Origin of the sequence: Hamadaea sp. (assembly GCF_013362815.1) — a bacterium.
Classification (GTDB): domain Bacteria; phylum Actinomycetota; class Actinomycetes; order Mycobacteriales; family Micromonosporaceae; genus Hamadaea.
The window spans coordinates 38480-54027 of record NZ_JABFVK010000026.1; the positions used below are offsets into that span (position 1 = coordinate 38480).

Sequence of the window (15548 nt, forward strand, 5' to 3'; positions counted from 1 at the left end):
TCAGCGCCACCACAATGGACGCGGGTCGAGCCACCAGAACAGGCGGCGGCGTCGGTTCGCCTTCCGGCGTACCCGGTGGATCAGGTCCGTCGCCTGCGCCACGGCCGGTCCGGCGGCGAGGTCGGCTTCCGGCTCCGCGAATTCGGCGCGGTTCACCGCCTGTGCGAGGTCGTCACGCGGCTCGACCTGCACTGCGTCGCTGACTGCGGCCACGACTTCGGTTGCGGTCCAATGTGTTCTCAGGGGTACGCCGCCCAGCCGAGCGCCGTCCCTGAGTTCCGCCCAAGCTCCCCGTACGCGTTCGGCGTCACCGGCGACGGCCAGCCGGGTGCGGCTGCGCCGGATTCGGAGAAGCGCCACGACGGCGAACCCCAGCGGGAACACTGCCGTGATCCGGGCCAGCCAGAGCCACGATCCGCGTACGCCGTCGGCCGGTTCCGCCTCCGGCGTCATGATCTCCACGTCCGGGGCGGCCGACGGGTCCGCGCCGGGATCGGCGGAGTCCTCGGGGACGGCCGACAATGACGGCCGGGGCGACGCCGACGGAGCAGTCGTGCTGGTCACGGGCGGCGCGGTGACGTCGATCGCGACCCAGCCGACCGGTTCCAGGTAGATCTCCGGCCACGCCCGGGCGTCGGCGGCGGTCACGGTCACCGGGCCGGTGCCCGTGGCGGCGGTGAATCCCACCACCACCCGGGCGGGGATGCCCAGCGCACGGGCGAGGACGGCGTACGCGGTCGCGAACTGCTCGGAGGTGCCCCGGCCACCGCCGGCTGCCGGAGCGCCGGTGAGGAACCGGACGATGCTCGGATAGCCGCTGCCGCCCGGGGCTCGGGGATCGTAGCGATACGTCGTCTTGAGCCACCGCGCCAGGTTGAGCGCCTGGGCGTAGGGCAGGCCGTCACCGGCGGCCGTCAACGCCAGCTCCGGTATGCGCCCGGTGTTGCCCGACGGCAGCTCCCGATACCGGTCGAACTCCGCCGAGCGGGGCAATTGCGCCGTGGCCAGCTGAGCCGGGGTCGGGGCCGGGACGGCCGCGTCGACGGCGTACGCGAGACCGGGGCGGAGCCCGTCGGTGACGGCGACCGCGCCGGAGGCCTCGTCCACCGCGATGGCGACGCCTTCGACCCGGCGAAGTCCGTCCGGTACGGGGAGCCACGTCCCGCTGAGCTCGGCGACGGTGATCTCGGCGTGCACGTCGTCGGCGGCGATCCCGGAGTCCCGTACGCCACCCCGCTCGCCACCGGCCGCCCGATACGTCGTGGCGGGCAGCCAGCTCGTGCCGTCGAAGTCACCGAGCACCGCCCAGCGCAACGTCACGGGGCGGTTCGCGGTGACCCGCAGCAGCGGCTGCTCCGGGTGCACTCCCCAGCGCCCGACGAGGCTCAACGGGTGCGTCTGCGGCGGGGCCTGCACCGGCGCGACCACGTACGCCCGCAGATCCGGTGGAGCCGCGGTGACTCCGGTCAGCAACGGTGGCGTCAGGAGCAACGTGCCACCGGCGAGCGCGACGGCGACCGCCACCGCCCTGGCGAGCCGCAGCAACCGGGGCACTGCTCTGCGCGTATAAGCCGGAAGTGGACGGACCACCACGAGCAGCAACGCGAGCGCGGCAACGAGCACAGCGGTCCGGCGGTAGTTCGTCCCGGCGTGCGGGCCGGCGAGCACGAGCATCGTCGCAGCCAGTGCCACCAGGGGCAACGCCGCCGCACCCGGACGGCGGCCCCGGGTCAGCGCGGAGCCGGCCGAGACGGCGAGCCAGGTGGCGGCGACCGGCAGGGCCAAAGTGTCCACTCGCGACGGAACCGGCGTGGCACTCGTGAGCAGACGGGCTCCGGCGTGGGTGAGCGAATCGGTAAGCGTGCCCGGGCCTGGGAGCCAGCGGCTCAGTCCGAACAGGACGCCGCCGAGCGCTGCCGCCGTGACGACGACGTGCCACCGGCGTCGCGGAATCAAGCCGAGCAGGGCCGCGCCGAGGGCCGCTCCGACGATCGCGAGCACCGCCTCGCGTCCGATGTAGAGCCCGGCGATCTGGCTGCCGGCGGCAGCTCCTGCCAGGGCCAGTGCTACCGCGACGACGATGCGTTCCACAGCCGCTCCGGCAAGGCGGTGACGAGCTCTGCGGCGGTCGGCGCGAACACCGCCCCTTTCAGCGGGTCCTCGGGCGGCGGGCCGACCACGGCCGCCCCCACGCTGCGGTAGCGCGCCGACAGCGCACCGAGCAGGGTGAGGTCGGCTTTGGCCCCGGTGACCAGCAGAACCGCGTCGCCCGAGGTATGCAGAGTCAGCCGCGCGCGCAGCTCGGCGACGTCCCCGCCGCCGATCGTCAGCCGGACCGCGGCCAGCTGGTCGAGCCCGGTCTGGGTCTGACCGATCGACCGCTCTCCCCCGATGCCGGACGCGAGCAGCATCCGCAGTTGGCGGCCGCTGTCCACAGTGGCGACGACGACCGAGGCCGCTACCTCGACGGCTTCCTCGAAGGCAGCGGAGTCCGAATAGGAGGCGAGCCGGTCGTCGAGGACGAGCACGAGCCGGGCGACCGCCGCGTCGACGTGCGTACGCACCATGAGCGTGCCCGCCCGCGCCGAGGTACGCCAGTGGATGTGCCGCAGGTCGTCGCCGGGGACGTATTCGCGCAACGCGTGGAAGGTGATGCTGCCCGCGTCGACCAGGTCTCGTTCGCCTTCGATCTCGGCCGCCGTCCCGCTCGCACCCCGGTCGAGCCGATGCCAGGCTGGCCACACGGTGAACGTCTCGACCGGACCGGCCGGGCGGGTCACCGACCACAGCCCGAGCGGATCGTCGCGGCCGACGCGTACGGGTCCGATGTGGAACACGCCACGACGGCCGGTCGGCAGCGAGAAGCTCACCCGCGCGGGCAGGCCCGGATTGGCGTGCACCGCCGCGCGTCCCGACGGCAGATCGTCGCGATCGCCGCCCGCTTCGCGCACGGGATCGGTGAAGGTGAGCAGCCGCCGGAACCGGCCGAGCACCACGACGTCCGCTGTGGCCATGGCCGGTTCACCGCGGCGTACGCGACGCGGCTCGACCAGCCGGTCGACGACCACCCGGGGCGGCGACAGCGCCCACAGCGAACTGAGCGCGACGGCGGCCAACCCCGCCGCGCCGAGCATCACCATCTCCCGGTACGCCAGCAGCAGCCCGGTGGTGAGCAGGGCGGCGGAGCAGACGGCCGTCGTCAGCCCCCGCGCGGTCGGTCTGGTCAACAGTTCGGCAGCGCTTCCACGTCGTCACCGTTGTCGAACCGCAGCCACACCCAGGAGATCCAGTTCCCGTCGGGTAGCCGGAGCCAGTGATCGCCTTCCTTGTTGTTGTTGTAGGGACCGGCGTTCTGGTTCTCGCCGTGGACCTTGCAGACCACGGTGATGTGCGAACCGTCGGAGACCCGGCGGACGACCGAGCCGTTGTCGTTGCTGTCGCCGTAGACGGGCAACCCCTTGGAGCAGAACGACGGGTCCGGGTTGCTCGCCGAATCCGTGCAGGTCACGGTGGCTCCATAACCGCTGGGCGGGGCGTCGGTCCTCTGCGAGGCGGTGTCGGTGGCCGATCCGGCGAACGTCGTGATCTTCGCCGTGACCGTGTACTGCGTGTCGGCCGTCAATCCGGTGATCTTCGCCGGCGAGGAGCAGTCGGAGACCGTCTTGCCGCCCGCGCTGAACGTGCAGGTCGCGGCGACTCCGTCCCCGTCCGCGGTGAAGTTCACCGTGATCTCCGTCTGGGTCGCGCTCGTCGACGAGATGGCGATCTTCGGCGGGTCGGGCTGCGCGATCGGCACCTCCACGATCGGGCCCATCCCGTCCGCATTGATCGCCGCGACCTGGATCTTCGTCAGGCCGGCCGCCGTCACCGTCGCGGTGCGAGCGTTCGGGCCGGCCGTCGCGATGCGGTTCTCGTTCTGATCGCAGATCGCGTACGCGGTGATCGGCGAACCATGTGCGTCCGCGGCCGACCAAGTGATCACGTAGGTGTTCGGGCCGGTCTGCTTGGCGACGACGTTTCCGGGTGCGCCCGGGGCGTAGTGGACGGTCACCGCGTTGCTCGCAGGACTGTCGTCGCTGGCCGCGCCCGCCGAGTTCCGGGCGCTCACCGTGAACGTGTAGGACGACCCGGCGGTCAGGCCGGCGAACCGGGCACTGGTTCCGGTCACGGTCTGCGGCGGATTCGCCCCGGCCGCGCCGTCCTTGCGTGGGGTCACGACGTAGTCGGCGGCGTCGGCCACCGTCGGCCAGGTCACCTGGACCGCACCGGTCGGTTTGCCGTCCGAACCCGTCTCCAGCTGCGCCGTCGGCGCGGCGGGAACGGCCGGCGGCGGGGCGGCGGCCGGAGTCACCGGCTCCGACAACGCGGGCGGGCCGTCGCCGACCTTGTTCGTGGCGTACACGCGGAAGCGGTAGGACGTGCCGTTGGCGAGCCCGGTGATCGTCGTCTGCACCGTCGTGCCGCCCACCTGCACCCGGCCGCCGCCGCCTTCCTCCCAGGTCACCGTGTACGCCTGCACCGCCGCCGAGCCCGGCTTCGCCTTGCCCCACGACAGGCGTACGCGGCCGTCTCCGGCCAGCGCCGTCACCGGCACCGGCGGCCCCGGGCGCTGCGGCTCGGCCCGCACCGTCGGCGATGGCCGCGGACTGGCCGGATGCTTGGTCGGCTCGCCGCCCGGCTTGTCCGACGGCTTGCCCGTCGGCGGTTGCTGCGGCTCGGGCGAGGTCGTCTGCGCCGGTTGGGTCGTCGGCGTCGGCGTGGTCTCCGGAACCGGGTCGTACTTGTCCACCTTGGACGTCTTGCCGTCCTCGTCGACCATCACGGCCGTCGTCGTGTCGGGCGAGTTGATGAACAGGTGCTGTTCGCGTACCTCGAGTTCGACGGTGGTCTGCGGGGAACCGACCTGGATGCTCCCGGCCGGATCGCCGTCGGGGGTCACGACCCGGACCGAACCGGTCGCCTGGTCGGCGATGTAGACCTTGCCGGCGAAGCTGACGGCGGGCTGTTGCGCCGCCACCTGCGCCTCGGCCGGAGTGAGCGCCACCGTCGCGACCGGTGTGCCCTTGGCGACGTCGCCGATGGTGACGATCTTCCGTTCGGCCGGAAGCGTGATCGCCACCGTCGAGCCCACGGTACGCGCCGGCACGATCGCGCTCGCCAACGCCGCCGGAGAGGTCACCTTGCGGGTCGGCGTCGCGCCGACGACGGCGATCTGGTTGCCGCTGCGATCGACGACGACCGCGCCGTCGTCGAGTACCGTCAGCGCCTGCTCGTGCCCGGGATCGGCGACGGCCTCGGTCCGCTCCACGACGATCTTGCGGTCCCGCACGGCGAGCGCGATCGCGATGCCCTGGCTCGGCACCCCCAGCCACAACCGGCCGGACTTGTCGAACGCGCCGCCGACCAGAGGGCCGGGTAGCCGCAGCTGGTCGCCGATCGCCTGCAGAGTCCCGGCGTCGACCGGGCGTACGAAGCCCCGCGTCCGGTCCACCACGATCGCGGTCGCCCCGTCGAGCAGCACCGCCGTGTCCTCGACGGTGCCGAGGTCGAGCGACCCGGAAAAGCCCATCCGGGTCAAGTCGATGGAGGTCACGCGACCGGTGAACAGATCCTGGAGGATCACATACCGATCGCTCTGGGTGACCCTGACCTGGTGACCCTGGGCGTCGATCATCGGCTGGCGCAGCGAGACGTTCCCGGAGACCGCGTTGACCTGCGAGGCCTCACCGACCTGCTTGCTCCACAACCACGAGGCGCCGTCGGCGACCGCAGGCCGCTGGCCGGTCGCGCCCAGGGCGAAGACGGTCGCGCCGAGCGCCGCGACGACCGCCAGGACGATACCCGTCGGGTAAACCTTTCCGAACCTCTTCGAGTGCCGCAGCCGCATCATCATCGTCCCGGTGCCTCCACGGTCTGATGTTGTCGAAAGATGTGGATCCGCCGCACCCACCACAAGCGACGACAGCGTATCGCGCGGGTGTTTCGCGCGCTATACGCACCAAGCAGCCAAGCGCAACAAGGCACGGCACGTCGCAGGCTTCGCCCGTTCGAGGAGATCGGGCCCGAGCTGGGAAAACGCTTTGTCGGACGGCACGACGAAGCGATCCGGACCGGACTGTCCACTCCGGCCGATCGTCGCTCGTCTGGTGGCGGCCGCGGCGGCGTGCACCCGCGCCAGTGCCTTCGCCTCTCCTCTACCGTCCTCATCGGTCACGACAAGAATCCGGTCCGCTGTGGACAAAAGCACCCTCATGGTGCGGCTCGCATGGACACCGAGATCCAGCAGCAGAACGCTGTGCCGCTTGCGCAAATCCTCGACGGCCTCCAGTGTGACCTGGTCCGTCCACATCGTCTCGGCTGCCACGTGTACGCCCACGATCGGCGGTGCTTCGAGCAGTCCCGCGTACGCGATCCGGCCGGGCCACAACGCGGCCAGGGTCGCACCGATCCCGGCACACACGGAGGTCACTCCGACTCCCCCGGCTCCGGCGCAGACCGCCACGACGCGGCAGCTCGCCGGGAGACGCCGGAGCGCCGCCGCCGCAGCCCGTTCCTCGGCGACCTCGTCCGGATCGGTGAACCACTTCACGGTTTCGCCAGCGGATCGGCCAGGTCGGCCAGCCCGGTCGCCGCCACCACGACGACCACGGTGGCCGCGGCGACGAGGATTTCGGCGACCCGGAGCAGGCGACTGCGACCGGTGCGGCGACTCCGGGAGCCGAACGCGATCGTCAGGACCAGCACCGCCCCCAGCCCGGCGGGCAACGCCCACTCCTCGCCCAGCAGCAGTACGCGTACCGCACCGGCCAGGACGATCGCAGCAGCAGCCGCCCGCAGCGGGAGGACCTGACGCGTACGCGCGAACAACCGCGAGCGCAGCCACAACAGCAGCGCCACGCCGAGCGCCAGTGCGACGTCCCGGTGGTCGCCGGTGCCGATCAGGACGACACCGCACACCCCGGCACCGGCTCCGAGTCCGGCGAGCCCGCCGACCAGATGTTCTCCGGCGACGTGCAGCGATCGATCAACCTGCTCGGGTGGGATCGCCTGCGCCGCCGCCCGAAGGCGGAACGACGCCTCCGCCAGGCCGCCCGCGCCGAGGGCGAGCCGGGGCAGCAGCCCGATGCCGAGGACGATCGCCAACGGCACGACCCGCAGCGGTTGCCGGACGTCCGAGCCGAGCGCCGTCCAGGCTGCCACCGCAGCCGCCACCATCGCGAGCACCAACAGAGCAGTCGCAAGTGGACGGCCCACGCCCAGCAGCCGCCCGGTGAGGGTCACGATCCCGGCCGCGCAGACCGTGGCGGCGGCCACCGCGACCACCGGCACCCGGTCGAGCAGCACGGTGCCCAGCCACCCGGCGAGCGCGGCCCAGAGCCCGGCCACCGCCAGCAGCGCGGTCACCGGGCCCGCCCCGGTACGCCGTCGGCCCCACCAGGCGAGCACCAGCGCCACGACGACGGCGAGACCGGCGGTGGCAACGGTCGTCCAGCTCGCACCACGGGCGGTCGGCAGCAGGATCGCTCCGCCCAGGACGGTCGCGGCGGACCAGAGCGCGAAGGCCGGTTGCAGCGTCCCGTCCTGCCGGTCCTCCGTCACCGCCACATGATCCGGCCTCGCCGGTGACGGCGCAACCCTATGCTGTGCGGGACGGATGCAACCAGATGCGCCGCAGAAGCGTCGGCAAGGTGTGACCGTGATCGAGCTGGGAATTCCCGAGGACCACGAACCGGGGTCGGCACCCGCCCCGCCCTGGCTGCGCGGCTGGGGCGTACGCCGTCCGCTGGTGGCGCTCGCCGCCGCCGCGATCTGCCTCGCCCTGCTCGGCGCGGCCGCACCCGCCGCCCCCGGTACGCCGATCCACCGCGTCGACGGCATCGGCGCGCAGGACGCGTACCAGGTCGTCGGGGATGTCCTGGTGACCTATCACTGGGGACCGAGTTCCCGGCTGACGGCGTTCGACCTGGCCAGCGGCGTACGCCTTTGGCAGCGGGACCTGCCGCTTCCGCTCGGCGGCACCGAGTCGATCGGCGACCTCCTCATCGTGGTCACCGCGCCGGAGATGCCCGACCCCGAGTCTCCGACACCGGCGGAGGAAGCGGCGAATCTCGCGGCCAGCACGGTCACGGCGTACGCGGTCGGGTCGGGCGAGGTGCGGTGGAGCCGGCCGGGAGCGCTCTACGGAAGTATCGAGAGCGAGCTCCTGCTCATCCGGCCACCCGGTCCGCAGGCTTGGCTGGAGGCGGCCGAACCGGCGACCGGGACCACTCGGTGGCGGCGACCGTTGGCACCGCCGGGCAACTGGATGGTCGCCTGGTACCCCGCGAACGGCTTCGGCGGGTACGCCGACAACCTCGTCGAACTCTCCGCCGACGGCACGGTGACCTTGATAGACGTCAAGAACGGCGGCCCGACCGGCGCGGGTCACGTCCCACCCGGCGGCAGTCTGGCGTTCGCCTGGAACGGCGTCCTCGGCATCCGCTACGGCCCGGTGACTCCGGCCGACGGCGGCGGCGTCGAGCGGCGGCTGGACATCTACGACATCAAGACGGGCTTCACTCGACTGTGGACGGCGCAGATCCCCACGAGCGACATGTCCCCGTGCGGCCCCGATCTGCTGTGCGACTGGTCGTCGTCCGGCGAGAAACGGTTCGTCCTGCGTACGGGTGAGGACGTGACGGCCCGGGAGGCGACCCGGCAATCGGTCCTGGACCGGCTGCAGAGCGCCCGGATGGCCATCTGGAACGTGCTGAGCATGGACGACGACCGGTCACTGGTCTTCATCTCGCCGAGTCCCGGGCAGGCCGGCTGGCTCGGGCAGTTCGACGCGAACGACCCCGAGCTGCAGGTGACTCCCTTGATCCACCTGCCCGGCCCGATCGACCAATGCTCCATCAGCGAGCTGTGGCTGGTCTGTTCCGACAGCAACGAGGGTCGCGCCATCGGCGACGGTCACGCGTACGCCATCCGCCGCGCCGACTTGGCGGCCGCGCCAGGACTGCGGCCGACGCGTGACGCAGACTGAACTCATGAGCGACCTCGACAGCCGCTGGCGGCCGGTCCGGCTGCTGCTGGAAGCCGTCGACCAGCAGATCGCGTCCGTGTACGCCGACGCCGGAGTCGACGGGATGCGTACGCGGTTCGTCGGGCCGCTGATCCAGTTGGGCCGCCGCGGCGCGCTGACCGTACGCGAGCTCGCCGACTCGGTCGAAGTCACCCATTCGGCCATGAGTCAGACGGTCGCCGCCATGCGCACCGCCGGCTTCGTCACCGACGCCGAGAACTCCGATGGGCGTACGCGTCGAGTGAAATTGAGCGACCGCGGCCGCGAGGTGATCCCGCTGCTGGAGGCGGAGTGGCGCGCGACCGAGGCGGCGATCACGGAGCTGGAGGCCGAGGTCGACCACCCGCTGACGCGCGCCGTGGCCGAGCTCACCGCGGCCCTCGCGCGGCGGCCGTTCCGCGAGCGTCTGGACGCCCACCTGCGTCCTTGATCATCGCGTTTTCCGGGATGACGTCGTTATTTCGCGCCGCAAGGGGACGTTTTCCCGGGATAACGTCCCCGCCGAAGGACCTGGTAAAATAGTGAGCGTGACTCACTATGAATAGGCATCACGAAGCGCTAGGCCGCTTGATCGAGTTCTCGATGCTCCTGAACGAGGACATGGCCACCAGCCTGGGGCGGGCCGGCCTCACGCCGTCGCGCACGCATCTGCTGTGGGAGCTGGCGGCGCACGGCCCGATGAGCCAGCGCGATCTCGCCGAGCGGCTCAAGGTCAGCGCCCGCACGGTGACGGGCCTGGTCGACGGCCTGGTGGCGACCGGTTTCGTCACTCGCGAGCCGCATCCATCGGACCGCCGGGCGTTCCTGGTGACCTTCACCGAACGCGGCACGGCGACGGCCGAGGCGCTACAGAAGGGTCAGGAGCAGTTCGCCGAGCTGCTCTTCGGCCAGATGGACCGGGAGCTGTTCGACAAGTTCTCGGCGGGCCTCGCCGAGGTCCTCGACCGGTTCAAGCATGGGCTCGCGACGCAGACTTGGGAGGCGCCATGAGGTGGATGATCGGCTACGAGGTGCGGATGTGGCACGCCTTGATCCGCTGGATCGCGCGGCGACCACCCAAGGGCGGGCGGCCGTTCCGCTATGCCGCGCCGGTGGTGCCGATCATCTGGACCTTCATCGTGCTGTCCGCTGTGGAGATTCCGATCGTGGATCTGTTGCTGCCGTGGAAAAGCGTGCGGATCGTCATGCTGGCGCTCGGCGCGTGGGGCGTGACGTGGATGGTCGGGCTGCTCGCGAGCATGTACGTCAACACGCACGCGATCGGCGACGAGGGCATCACCGTCCGCAATGGACTGACCGTCGACTTCTTCGTGCCGTGGGAGGCGATCGCGGAGGTGCGCGTGAACAAGCGCCCGCTCCAGTCCTCCAAGACCGTCCACTTCGATCAGACGAGCGCCGGTCCCGCGCTGAGCGTGGCCGTCGGCAGCCAGACCGCCGTCGACCTCGTTCTCGCCGAGCCCCATGTGGTACGCCTACCGTCGGGTGACAGCGAACCGCTCGCGGAGATCAGGATCAACGCGGACGACCCGGCTGCCTTCGTCGCCGAGGCCCGGGAGCACCTCAGCCGGCGTCGCGCGGAGTCCGCTCCGGCGCGCTGACGGGAGCCTGGCGCTGGCGGGGAATCGTCGGCCGCCGCAGCCGCCCGCGCTTGCGTGCCTTGGGCCGGGTGAGGATCGCGCCGACGACCGAGACCAGCGTGAGCACGAGCACCACGATGCCGATCTCCGGCCGGGGCGAGCTGCCGGTGGCGGTGGAGTCCGACGTGATGAAGTCGTACCAGACGAGGATCGACTGGATCAGCGTGATCGCCGTGAAGACGAAGACCAGCCGGTTGCGGCGGTCGTCGCGGTCGTTGAAGATGCGCTCGCGATGCAGGCTGAACAGGTCCCGCAGAGCGGCCGTACGCTCGTCGAGCGTCTCCGCCTCGGTCGTCGTGCCCCACGCCTGCGAGGCCGCCTGGCGTACGCGGAGCCGGCTCACCGTCAAATAGCGGGCTTCCTGGCCGAGCAGCAGGTTGCGCATGGTGACGTCTTCGGTCAGCGCCAGTACGTCGACGTACTGCGAGTCGACGCTGACCAGGCTGTTCTCCTCGCCCTGGCTCAGCGCGACCAGGTGATCGGCGATGTGGCGCTTGGCCTCGTCGACGACGATCCACTCCTGAGTGGCGACCAGCAGCCCCTCCACCGTGTCGTGCACGAGGTCGCGCCGGCCCATCGTGTGCAGGTTGCTGACACCGACGGTCACCTGCGCCACCGCGCCTTGGGCGAGCTCGGCGGTCACCCCGTACCAGCGGGCGGCGGGAAAGTCGAGGGCGGGCTGGGCGTCGACGCAGACCCGGTGCCACCACAACAGCGTGCCGCTCTGCATCGCCGACGGCGGCAGCGGTCGCAGAATGGCGGGATCGATCACCTCGACGATGCGTTCGCTCCATCGGGCGACGAACGGCTCGACGGCTTGGGTGACCGGCTCCTCGTAGGACTTGAAGCGGTCGCAGTCCTCCGGGATGTCGAGGTCGAGCGACATGTCGTCGGGCAGTTCCAGCTCGGTCACCACGAAGCCGACCGCGAGGCTGCTGACGTAGAGCCGGACGCGGCCGGCACCCTCGATCTCCATGACGCCGGTGAAGACCATCGTCTCCATCCGCTGATGCATCGAGTCCCTGATGTCGAAGACGAGACCGCCGCCGTCGGCCCGAGCACGCGGCTGGAACTCCGTGAGCCCGGTGCTGAGCATCTCGGCCAGCTCCTCCCGGCCGCCCGGCTTCATCAGGGCGCTCAGCGAGAACCGGACCGGCAGCAGGAACGTGCCGATGTTGACGATGCGCAACTCGCGCCCCTCCCCAGGGTGATCAGCGCGTACGCACGGCGAGGATCCAGTCGCCGTGACCCGCCTGGCCGGCTTCGGTCGTCCAATCGGGACCGAGCATATCGGCAACCCGGTCGGGCGGTAGATACAGCGGGGTGCCCTCCCCGAACGACGTGCACCACAACAGCTGACCGCCACGGCCGATAATCCGGTTGAACTCCCGGAAGTCCGGTACGCCGTTCAAGCTGACCAGCAAGGGAACCGCACCGCGATGGAACGGCATGTGGCGCACGTCGGCGGCGACGTAGCTGACGTTGGCCAGGGCGGGTGCACCGCGCAGCATGGAGACGTTGATGTCGGTCGCCACCACCGGTACGCCGACCCGGCTGAGCAGCTCGGTCGCCTGCCCGGTGCCGCAGCCGATCTCGGCGATCCAGCCGACCGGGCGCGCGTGCTGCAACCCGGCCGCGACCCCGGCGGCGTACCAGGGCTGCTCGACGGCCCACTCCGTCCACTCCGGAGCCATCTCGTCGTACGTGGTTTCGAGTTCTTCCCACGCCTTGTCGTCGTCGGGATCGGTGAGGACCCGTTCGAGGGCGAGCCGGCTGCGATGGGTGGACGCGTTCAGCTCAGGCGGCGGGGCGTCGGGGATCTCCACGGGTTCGTACCACAGCTGCACGGGCATACCCGGCAGCGTACTCACTCAGTTCACCAGGAGCGGGTGGCCTCAGCCCACCCGGAGCAGTGGTCTCAGTTCACCAGGAGCAGGTGGTTGATGCGGTCGGGCGGACCGGGTGCGCCGAAGTGCCAGCCCTGCGCGAGGTCGCAGTCAAGCCCGGCCAGCAAGGATGCCTGCGCGGCCGTTTCGACTTCCTCCGCCGTGACGGTGAGTTTCAGGGTGTGCGCCAGCCGGACGACGGTGGCGAGGATCTCGATGTCGGCCGCGCTCGGCCCGGCCGGACGGCGGAGGGCGGAGACGAACGGCCCGGCCAGTTTGAGCGCGTGGATGGGCAGGTTGCTCAGGTACGCCAGATTCGAGTACCCGGTGCCGAAGTCGTCGATCGCGATGCGTACGCCGAGGTCGGCGAGCCGATGCAGGACGGCCAGCGGTTCGCCCTTGGTCGCCATGAGCGCGCTCTCGGTGAGTTCGAGTTGCAGCGCGCCGGGATCCATGCCGGTCTCGGCGAGGATGCGCTTCAGGTCGGCGACCAGACCGGGCTCGGCGACCTGCCGGGGCGACAGGTTGACGCTGATCAGCGGCTGCCAGTCCGGATGCTCGGCCCGCCAGCGGCTCGCCTGCGCGCACGCCTCGCGCAGCACCCAGCGGCCGAGCCGGACGATCAGCCCGCTCTGCTCGGCCATCTCCACGAAGCGATCCGGGCCGAGCAGCCCGAGTTCCGGGTGCTGCCAGCGGACGAGCGCCTCCACTCCGGCTGGCACGCCGTCGTTGAGGTCCACCAGCGGCTGGTAGTCGAGGAAGAACTGCTCCTCGTCCAGCGCCCACGGCATCTGCGCGGAGAGGCGATAGCGGCTGACCGCTTGGGCGTGCCGATGGTGGTCGAAGACAGCCGTCCGATCGCGGCCGTCGCTCTTGGCCCAGTAGAGGGTGGTGTCGGCCGCCTTCATCAGCTCGGCGGCGGTGGTCCCGGCGGCGGCCCGGTCGACGACGCCGACACTGGCGGCGACGCGCAGCGTGTGGCCGCCGAGGATCACGGGTTCCCGGACGACCGCCAGCGCCTCGTCGGCGATGCGTTCGAGTTCGGTCTCCCCCGGCGACTGTTCGAGGAGCACCACGAACTCGTCGCCGCCCATCCGGGCGACCAGCCGGCCCGGCCCGGAGAGGCGTACACGTAGCCGCTCCGCGACCGACCGCAGCAGCTCGTCGCCGGCGTCGTGGCCGAGCGTGTCGTTGATCATCTTGAAGCCGTCGAGGTCGAGGTAGCAGACCCCGACTCGGGCGTCTTCGCGGGTGTCGGCGAGAGCGGCGGTGAGCCGTTCGAAGAACATGGTCCGGTTCGGCAGCCCGGTCAGCGGATCGTGATTCGCCTGGTACGCCAACTCCGTGAGCAGCCGGTGTTGCTCGGTGATGTCCTGCACCATGCCGACGGCGAACCGGGGCGAGCCGTCCTGCGCGCGGATCAGCGAGACGGCCAGCTCGGTCCAGATCTCCGTGCCGTCGCGGCGGTAATAGGCCTTCTGCGTACGGAAATGGCTGGTCTCGCCGTTGAAGAGCTTGGCCAGATCGGACCACACCGCCGGATCGTCGGACGGATGGACGAAGTCGAGCGCCGACCGCTGCCGCAACTCGTCGAGGCTGTAGCCGAGCATCTCCGACAGCGATTCGTTGACCTCCATGATCCGGCCGGTGAGGTCGCCGATCCCGATGCCGATCGCCGCGTCGGCGAAGACCGCCTGGAAGCGTGCCTCGCTGTCCCAGCGCGCTCGTTCGGCGGCCGCCCTGGCCTGCATCGAGGCGATGTGGATGCGCTCCTGTTCGGCCAGGGTCCGTTCGCGCAACGCGTCGGCGTAGCCACCGGCGAGTTCGGCCAGAATCCGGCGCAGCCGATCGCCCTTGTGCACGCTTTCGGCGTACGCGGTCAGCCGGTCGCCGAGCGCCCGCAGTGTCCCGGTGACCGAGCCGACCTCGGTGAAGTGCGAGGAGACGAGGGCCGCGCCGATCGACCGAGCCGGGCCGAAGTCGTCACCGGAGGCGTCCAGCAGCGTGAGGATCTCCTCGACGCGCGTGGTGAGCCGGGCGGCCAGGGCGGTCCGTCCGATCACGACATAGCTGGTCTCCGCGATCGCGTCGGTCCACGCTCCGGCGACCTCGGACGGATTCGGCGGTTCCACGATCCCCGCCCGGCCGTCAGCGAACCCGGCCGACGCCCGCGTACGCGGGATACTCGTACGCCTCCGGCCCGAGCTCACCCGGGACGTCGGGCCGCCACAGCGGGGTCTGCACCACGCCGGGCTCCAGCAGGTCGAGGTCGCCGAACAACGCCTCGATCTCGGCCTGCGACCGCATGGTCACCGGGCTGGCCGTCTTCTGGTAGAGGTTGGCCGCCTGGCCGATCTGCTCCGCCTGCCGCTCCGGACTGGCGTGCGAGATGGCCACGTGGCTGCCCGGGGCGAGCAGGCTCGAAATCTGCCCGATCAACTCGATCGGCTTCAGCTCGTCCGGCACGAAGTGCAGCACGGCGATGAGCAGGATCGCGGTCGGCCGGCTCGGGTCGATGAGCGCCTTGACCCGCTCGTCGGCGAAGATCGCCGCCGGCTCACGCAGGTCGGCTCCGATCACCGCGGTCCGGTCGTTGTCCTCCAGGATCGCCTCGCCGTGTGCGACCGCCACCGGATCCCAGTCCACATAGACCACACGTGCCTTGGGATCGAGCTCCTGCGCCACTTCGTGCACGTTGCCGACGGTCGGGATGCCCGAGCCGAGGTCGATGAACTGATCGACGCCCAGCGCCGACATCGCCCGCACCACCCGGCGCAGGAAGGCGCGGTTCTCCCGGGCGAGCTGCGGCACGTTGGGCATCGCCTGCAGCACCTGCTGGGCGAACTCCCGGTCGACGGCGAAGTTGTGCGAGCCGCCGAGGTAGTAGTCGTAGACGCGAGCGACGCTCGGGCGGTCGAGGTCGAGATCGGCGGGGGCCCAGCGAGGACGTTCCATGGGGAC

At 71.0% G+C, this 15548-nt stretch carries 13 protein-coding genes; 4 read left to right on the forward strand and 9 right to left on the reverse strand.

What is annotated here, in order from left to right:
* The 5 genes from HOV77_RS14670 to HOV77_RS14690 all read right to left on the reverse strand — a co-directional run bounded on the left by HOV77_RS14670 (window position 1) and on the right by HOV77_RS14690 (window position 7599).
* On the reverse strand, window positions 1-2091 hold the full coding sequence (locus HOV77_RS14670) for a transglutaminase domain-containing protein (protein WP_290862473.1): 2091 nt from the start codon (window positions 2089-2091) through the stop codon (window positions 1-3).
* Window positions 2067-3227, reverse strand: a complete 1161-nt coding sequence (locus HOV77_RS14675; RefSeq protein ID WP_290862475.1) for a DUF58 domain-containing protein — start codon at window positions 3225-3227, stop codon at window positions 2067-2069. The genes HOV77_RS14670 and HOV77_RS14675 overlap by 25 nt, the downstream gene beginning before the upstream one ends.
* Window positions 3224-5893 carry a fibronectin type III domain-containing protein gene (locus HOV77_RS14680; protein WP_290862477.1) on the reverse strand — a complete coding sequence of 890 codons (2670 nt, stop codon included), beginning with the start codon at window positions 5891-5893 and terminating at the stop codon, window positions 3224-3226. Before HOV77_RS14680 ends, HOV77_RS14675 begins: the two co-directional genes overlap by 4 nt.
* 96 nt (window positions 5894-5989) lie before the next feature.
* Window positions 5990-6589, reverse strand: coding sequence for a hypothetical protein (locus HOV77_RS14685; protein WP_290862480.1), 600 nt, complete (start codon window positions 6587-6589; stop codon window positions 5990-5992).
* Window positions 6586-7599: a hypothetical protein gene (locus HOV77_RS14690; protein WP_290862482.1), complete on the reverse strand. Its 1014-nt coding sequence runs from the start codon at window positions 7597-7599 to the stop codon at window positions 6586-6588. Before HOV77_RS14690 ends, HOV77_RS14685 begins: the two co-directional genes overlap by 4 nt.
* Window positions 7600-7696: 97 nt before the next feature.
* Between HOV77_RS14690 and HOV77_RS14695 the strand changes: the two genes are divergently transcribed.
* From HOV77_RS14695 to HOV77_RS14710, 4 genes are all read left to right on the forward strand, one after another.
* Window positions 7697-9025, forward strand: coding sequence for a hypothetical protein (locus HOV77_RS14695; RefSeq protein WP_290862484.1), 1329 nt, complete (start codon window positions 7697-7699; stop codon window positions 9023-9025).
* Window positions 9026-9029: 4 nt separating this feature from the next.
* Complete coding sequence (locus HOV77_RS14700) at window positions 9030-9494, forward strand: MarR family transcriptional regulator (protein WP_290862486.1); 465 nt, start codon at window positions 9030-9032, stop codon at window positions 9492-9494.
* Window positions 9495-9646: 152 nt separating this feature from the next.
* Window positions 9647-10054 (forward strand): MarR family transcriptional regulator, encoded by a 408-nt coding sequence (locus HOV77_RS14705; RefSeq protein ID WP_290862488.1) that lies wholly within the window; start codon window positions 9647-9649, stop codon window positions 10052-10054.
* On the forward strand, window positions 10051-10662 hold the full coding sequence (locus tag HOV77_RS14710) for a PH domain-containing protein (RefSeq protein WP_290862490.1): 612 nt from the start codon (window positions 10051-10053) through the stop codon (window positions 10660-10662). Before HOV77_RS14705 ends, HOV77_RS14710 begins: the two co-directional genes overlap by 4 nt.
* Here the strand turns inward: HOV77_RS14710 and HOV77_RS14715 are convergent.
* From HOV77_RS14715 to HOV77_RS14730, 4 genes are all read right to left on the reverse strand, one after another.
* Entirely contained in the window at window positions 10625-11890 is a 1266-nt protein-coding gene (locus HOV77_RS14715; protein WP_290862492.1) for a hypothetical protein, read from the reverse strand. The genes HOV77_RS14710 and HOV77_RS14715 overlap by 38 nt on opposite strands.
* A gap of 22 nt (window positions 11891-11912) precedes the next feature.
* Window positions 11913-12554 carry a class I SAM-dependent methyltransferase gene (locus HOV77_RS14720; protein ID WP_290862494.1) on the reverse strand — a complete coding sequence of 214 codons (642 nt, stop codon included), beginning with the start codon at window positions 12552-12554 and terminating at the stop codon, window positions 11913-11915.
* Between the two features lie 65 nt (window positions 12555-12619).
* A complete protein-coding gene (locus tag HOV77_RS14725) occupies window positions 12620-14719 on the reverse strand; it encodes an EAL domain-containing protein (protein WP_290862496.1) in 2100 nt (699 codons plus the stop codon).
* 16 nt (window positions 14720-14735) lie between these two features.
* Entirely contained in the window at window positions 14736-15542 is an 807-nt protein-coding gene (locus tag HOV77_RS14730; protein WP_290862498.1) for an SAM-dependent methyltransferase, read from the reverse strand.
* Window positions 15543-15548 lie beyond the last annotated feature (6 nt).

What these genes read in the sequence shown, in the direction of transcription:
- HOV77_RS14730 (WP_290862498.1), bottom strand. Translation starts at nt 15,542, where the DNA reads ATGGAACGTCCTCGCTGGGCCCCCGCCGATCTCGACCTCGACCGCCCG.
- HOV77_RS14710 (WP_290862490.1), top strand. Translation starts at nt 10,051, where the DNA reads ATGAGGTGGATGATCGGCTACGAGGTGCGGATGTGGCACGCCTTGATC.
- HOV77_RS14705 (WP_290862488.1), top strand. Translation starts at nt 9,647, where the DNA reads ATGCTCCTGAACGAGGACATGGCCACCAGCCTGGGGCGGGCCGGCCTC.
- HOV77_RS14700 (WP_290862486.1), top strand. Translation starts at nt 9,030, where the DNA reads ATGAGCGACCTCGACAGCCGCTGGCGGCCGGTCCGGCTGCTGCTGGAA.
- HOV77_RS14680 (WP_290862477.1), bottom strand. Translation starts at nt 5,893, where the DNA reads ATGATGATGCGGCTGCGGCACTCGAAGAGGTTCGGAAAGGTTTACCCG.
- HOV77_RS14720 (WP_290862494.1), bottom strand. Translation starts at nt 12,554, where the DNA reads ATGCCCGTGCAGCTGTGGTACGAACCCGTGGAGATCCCCGACGCCCCG.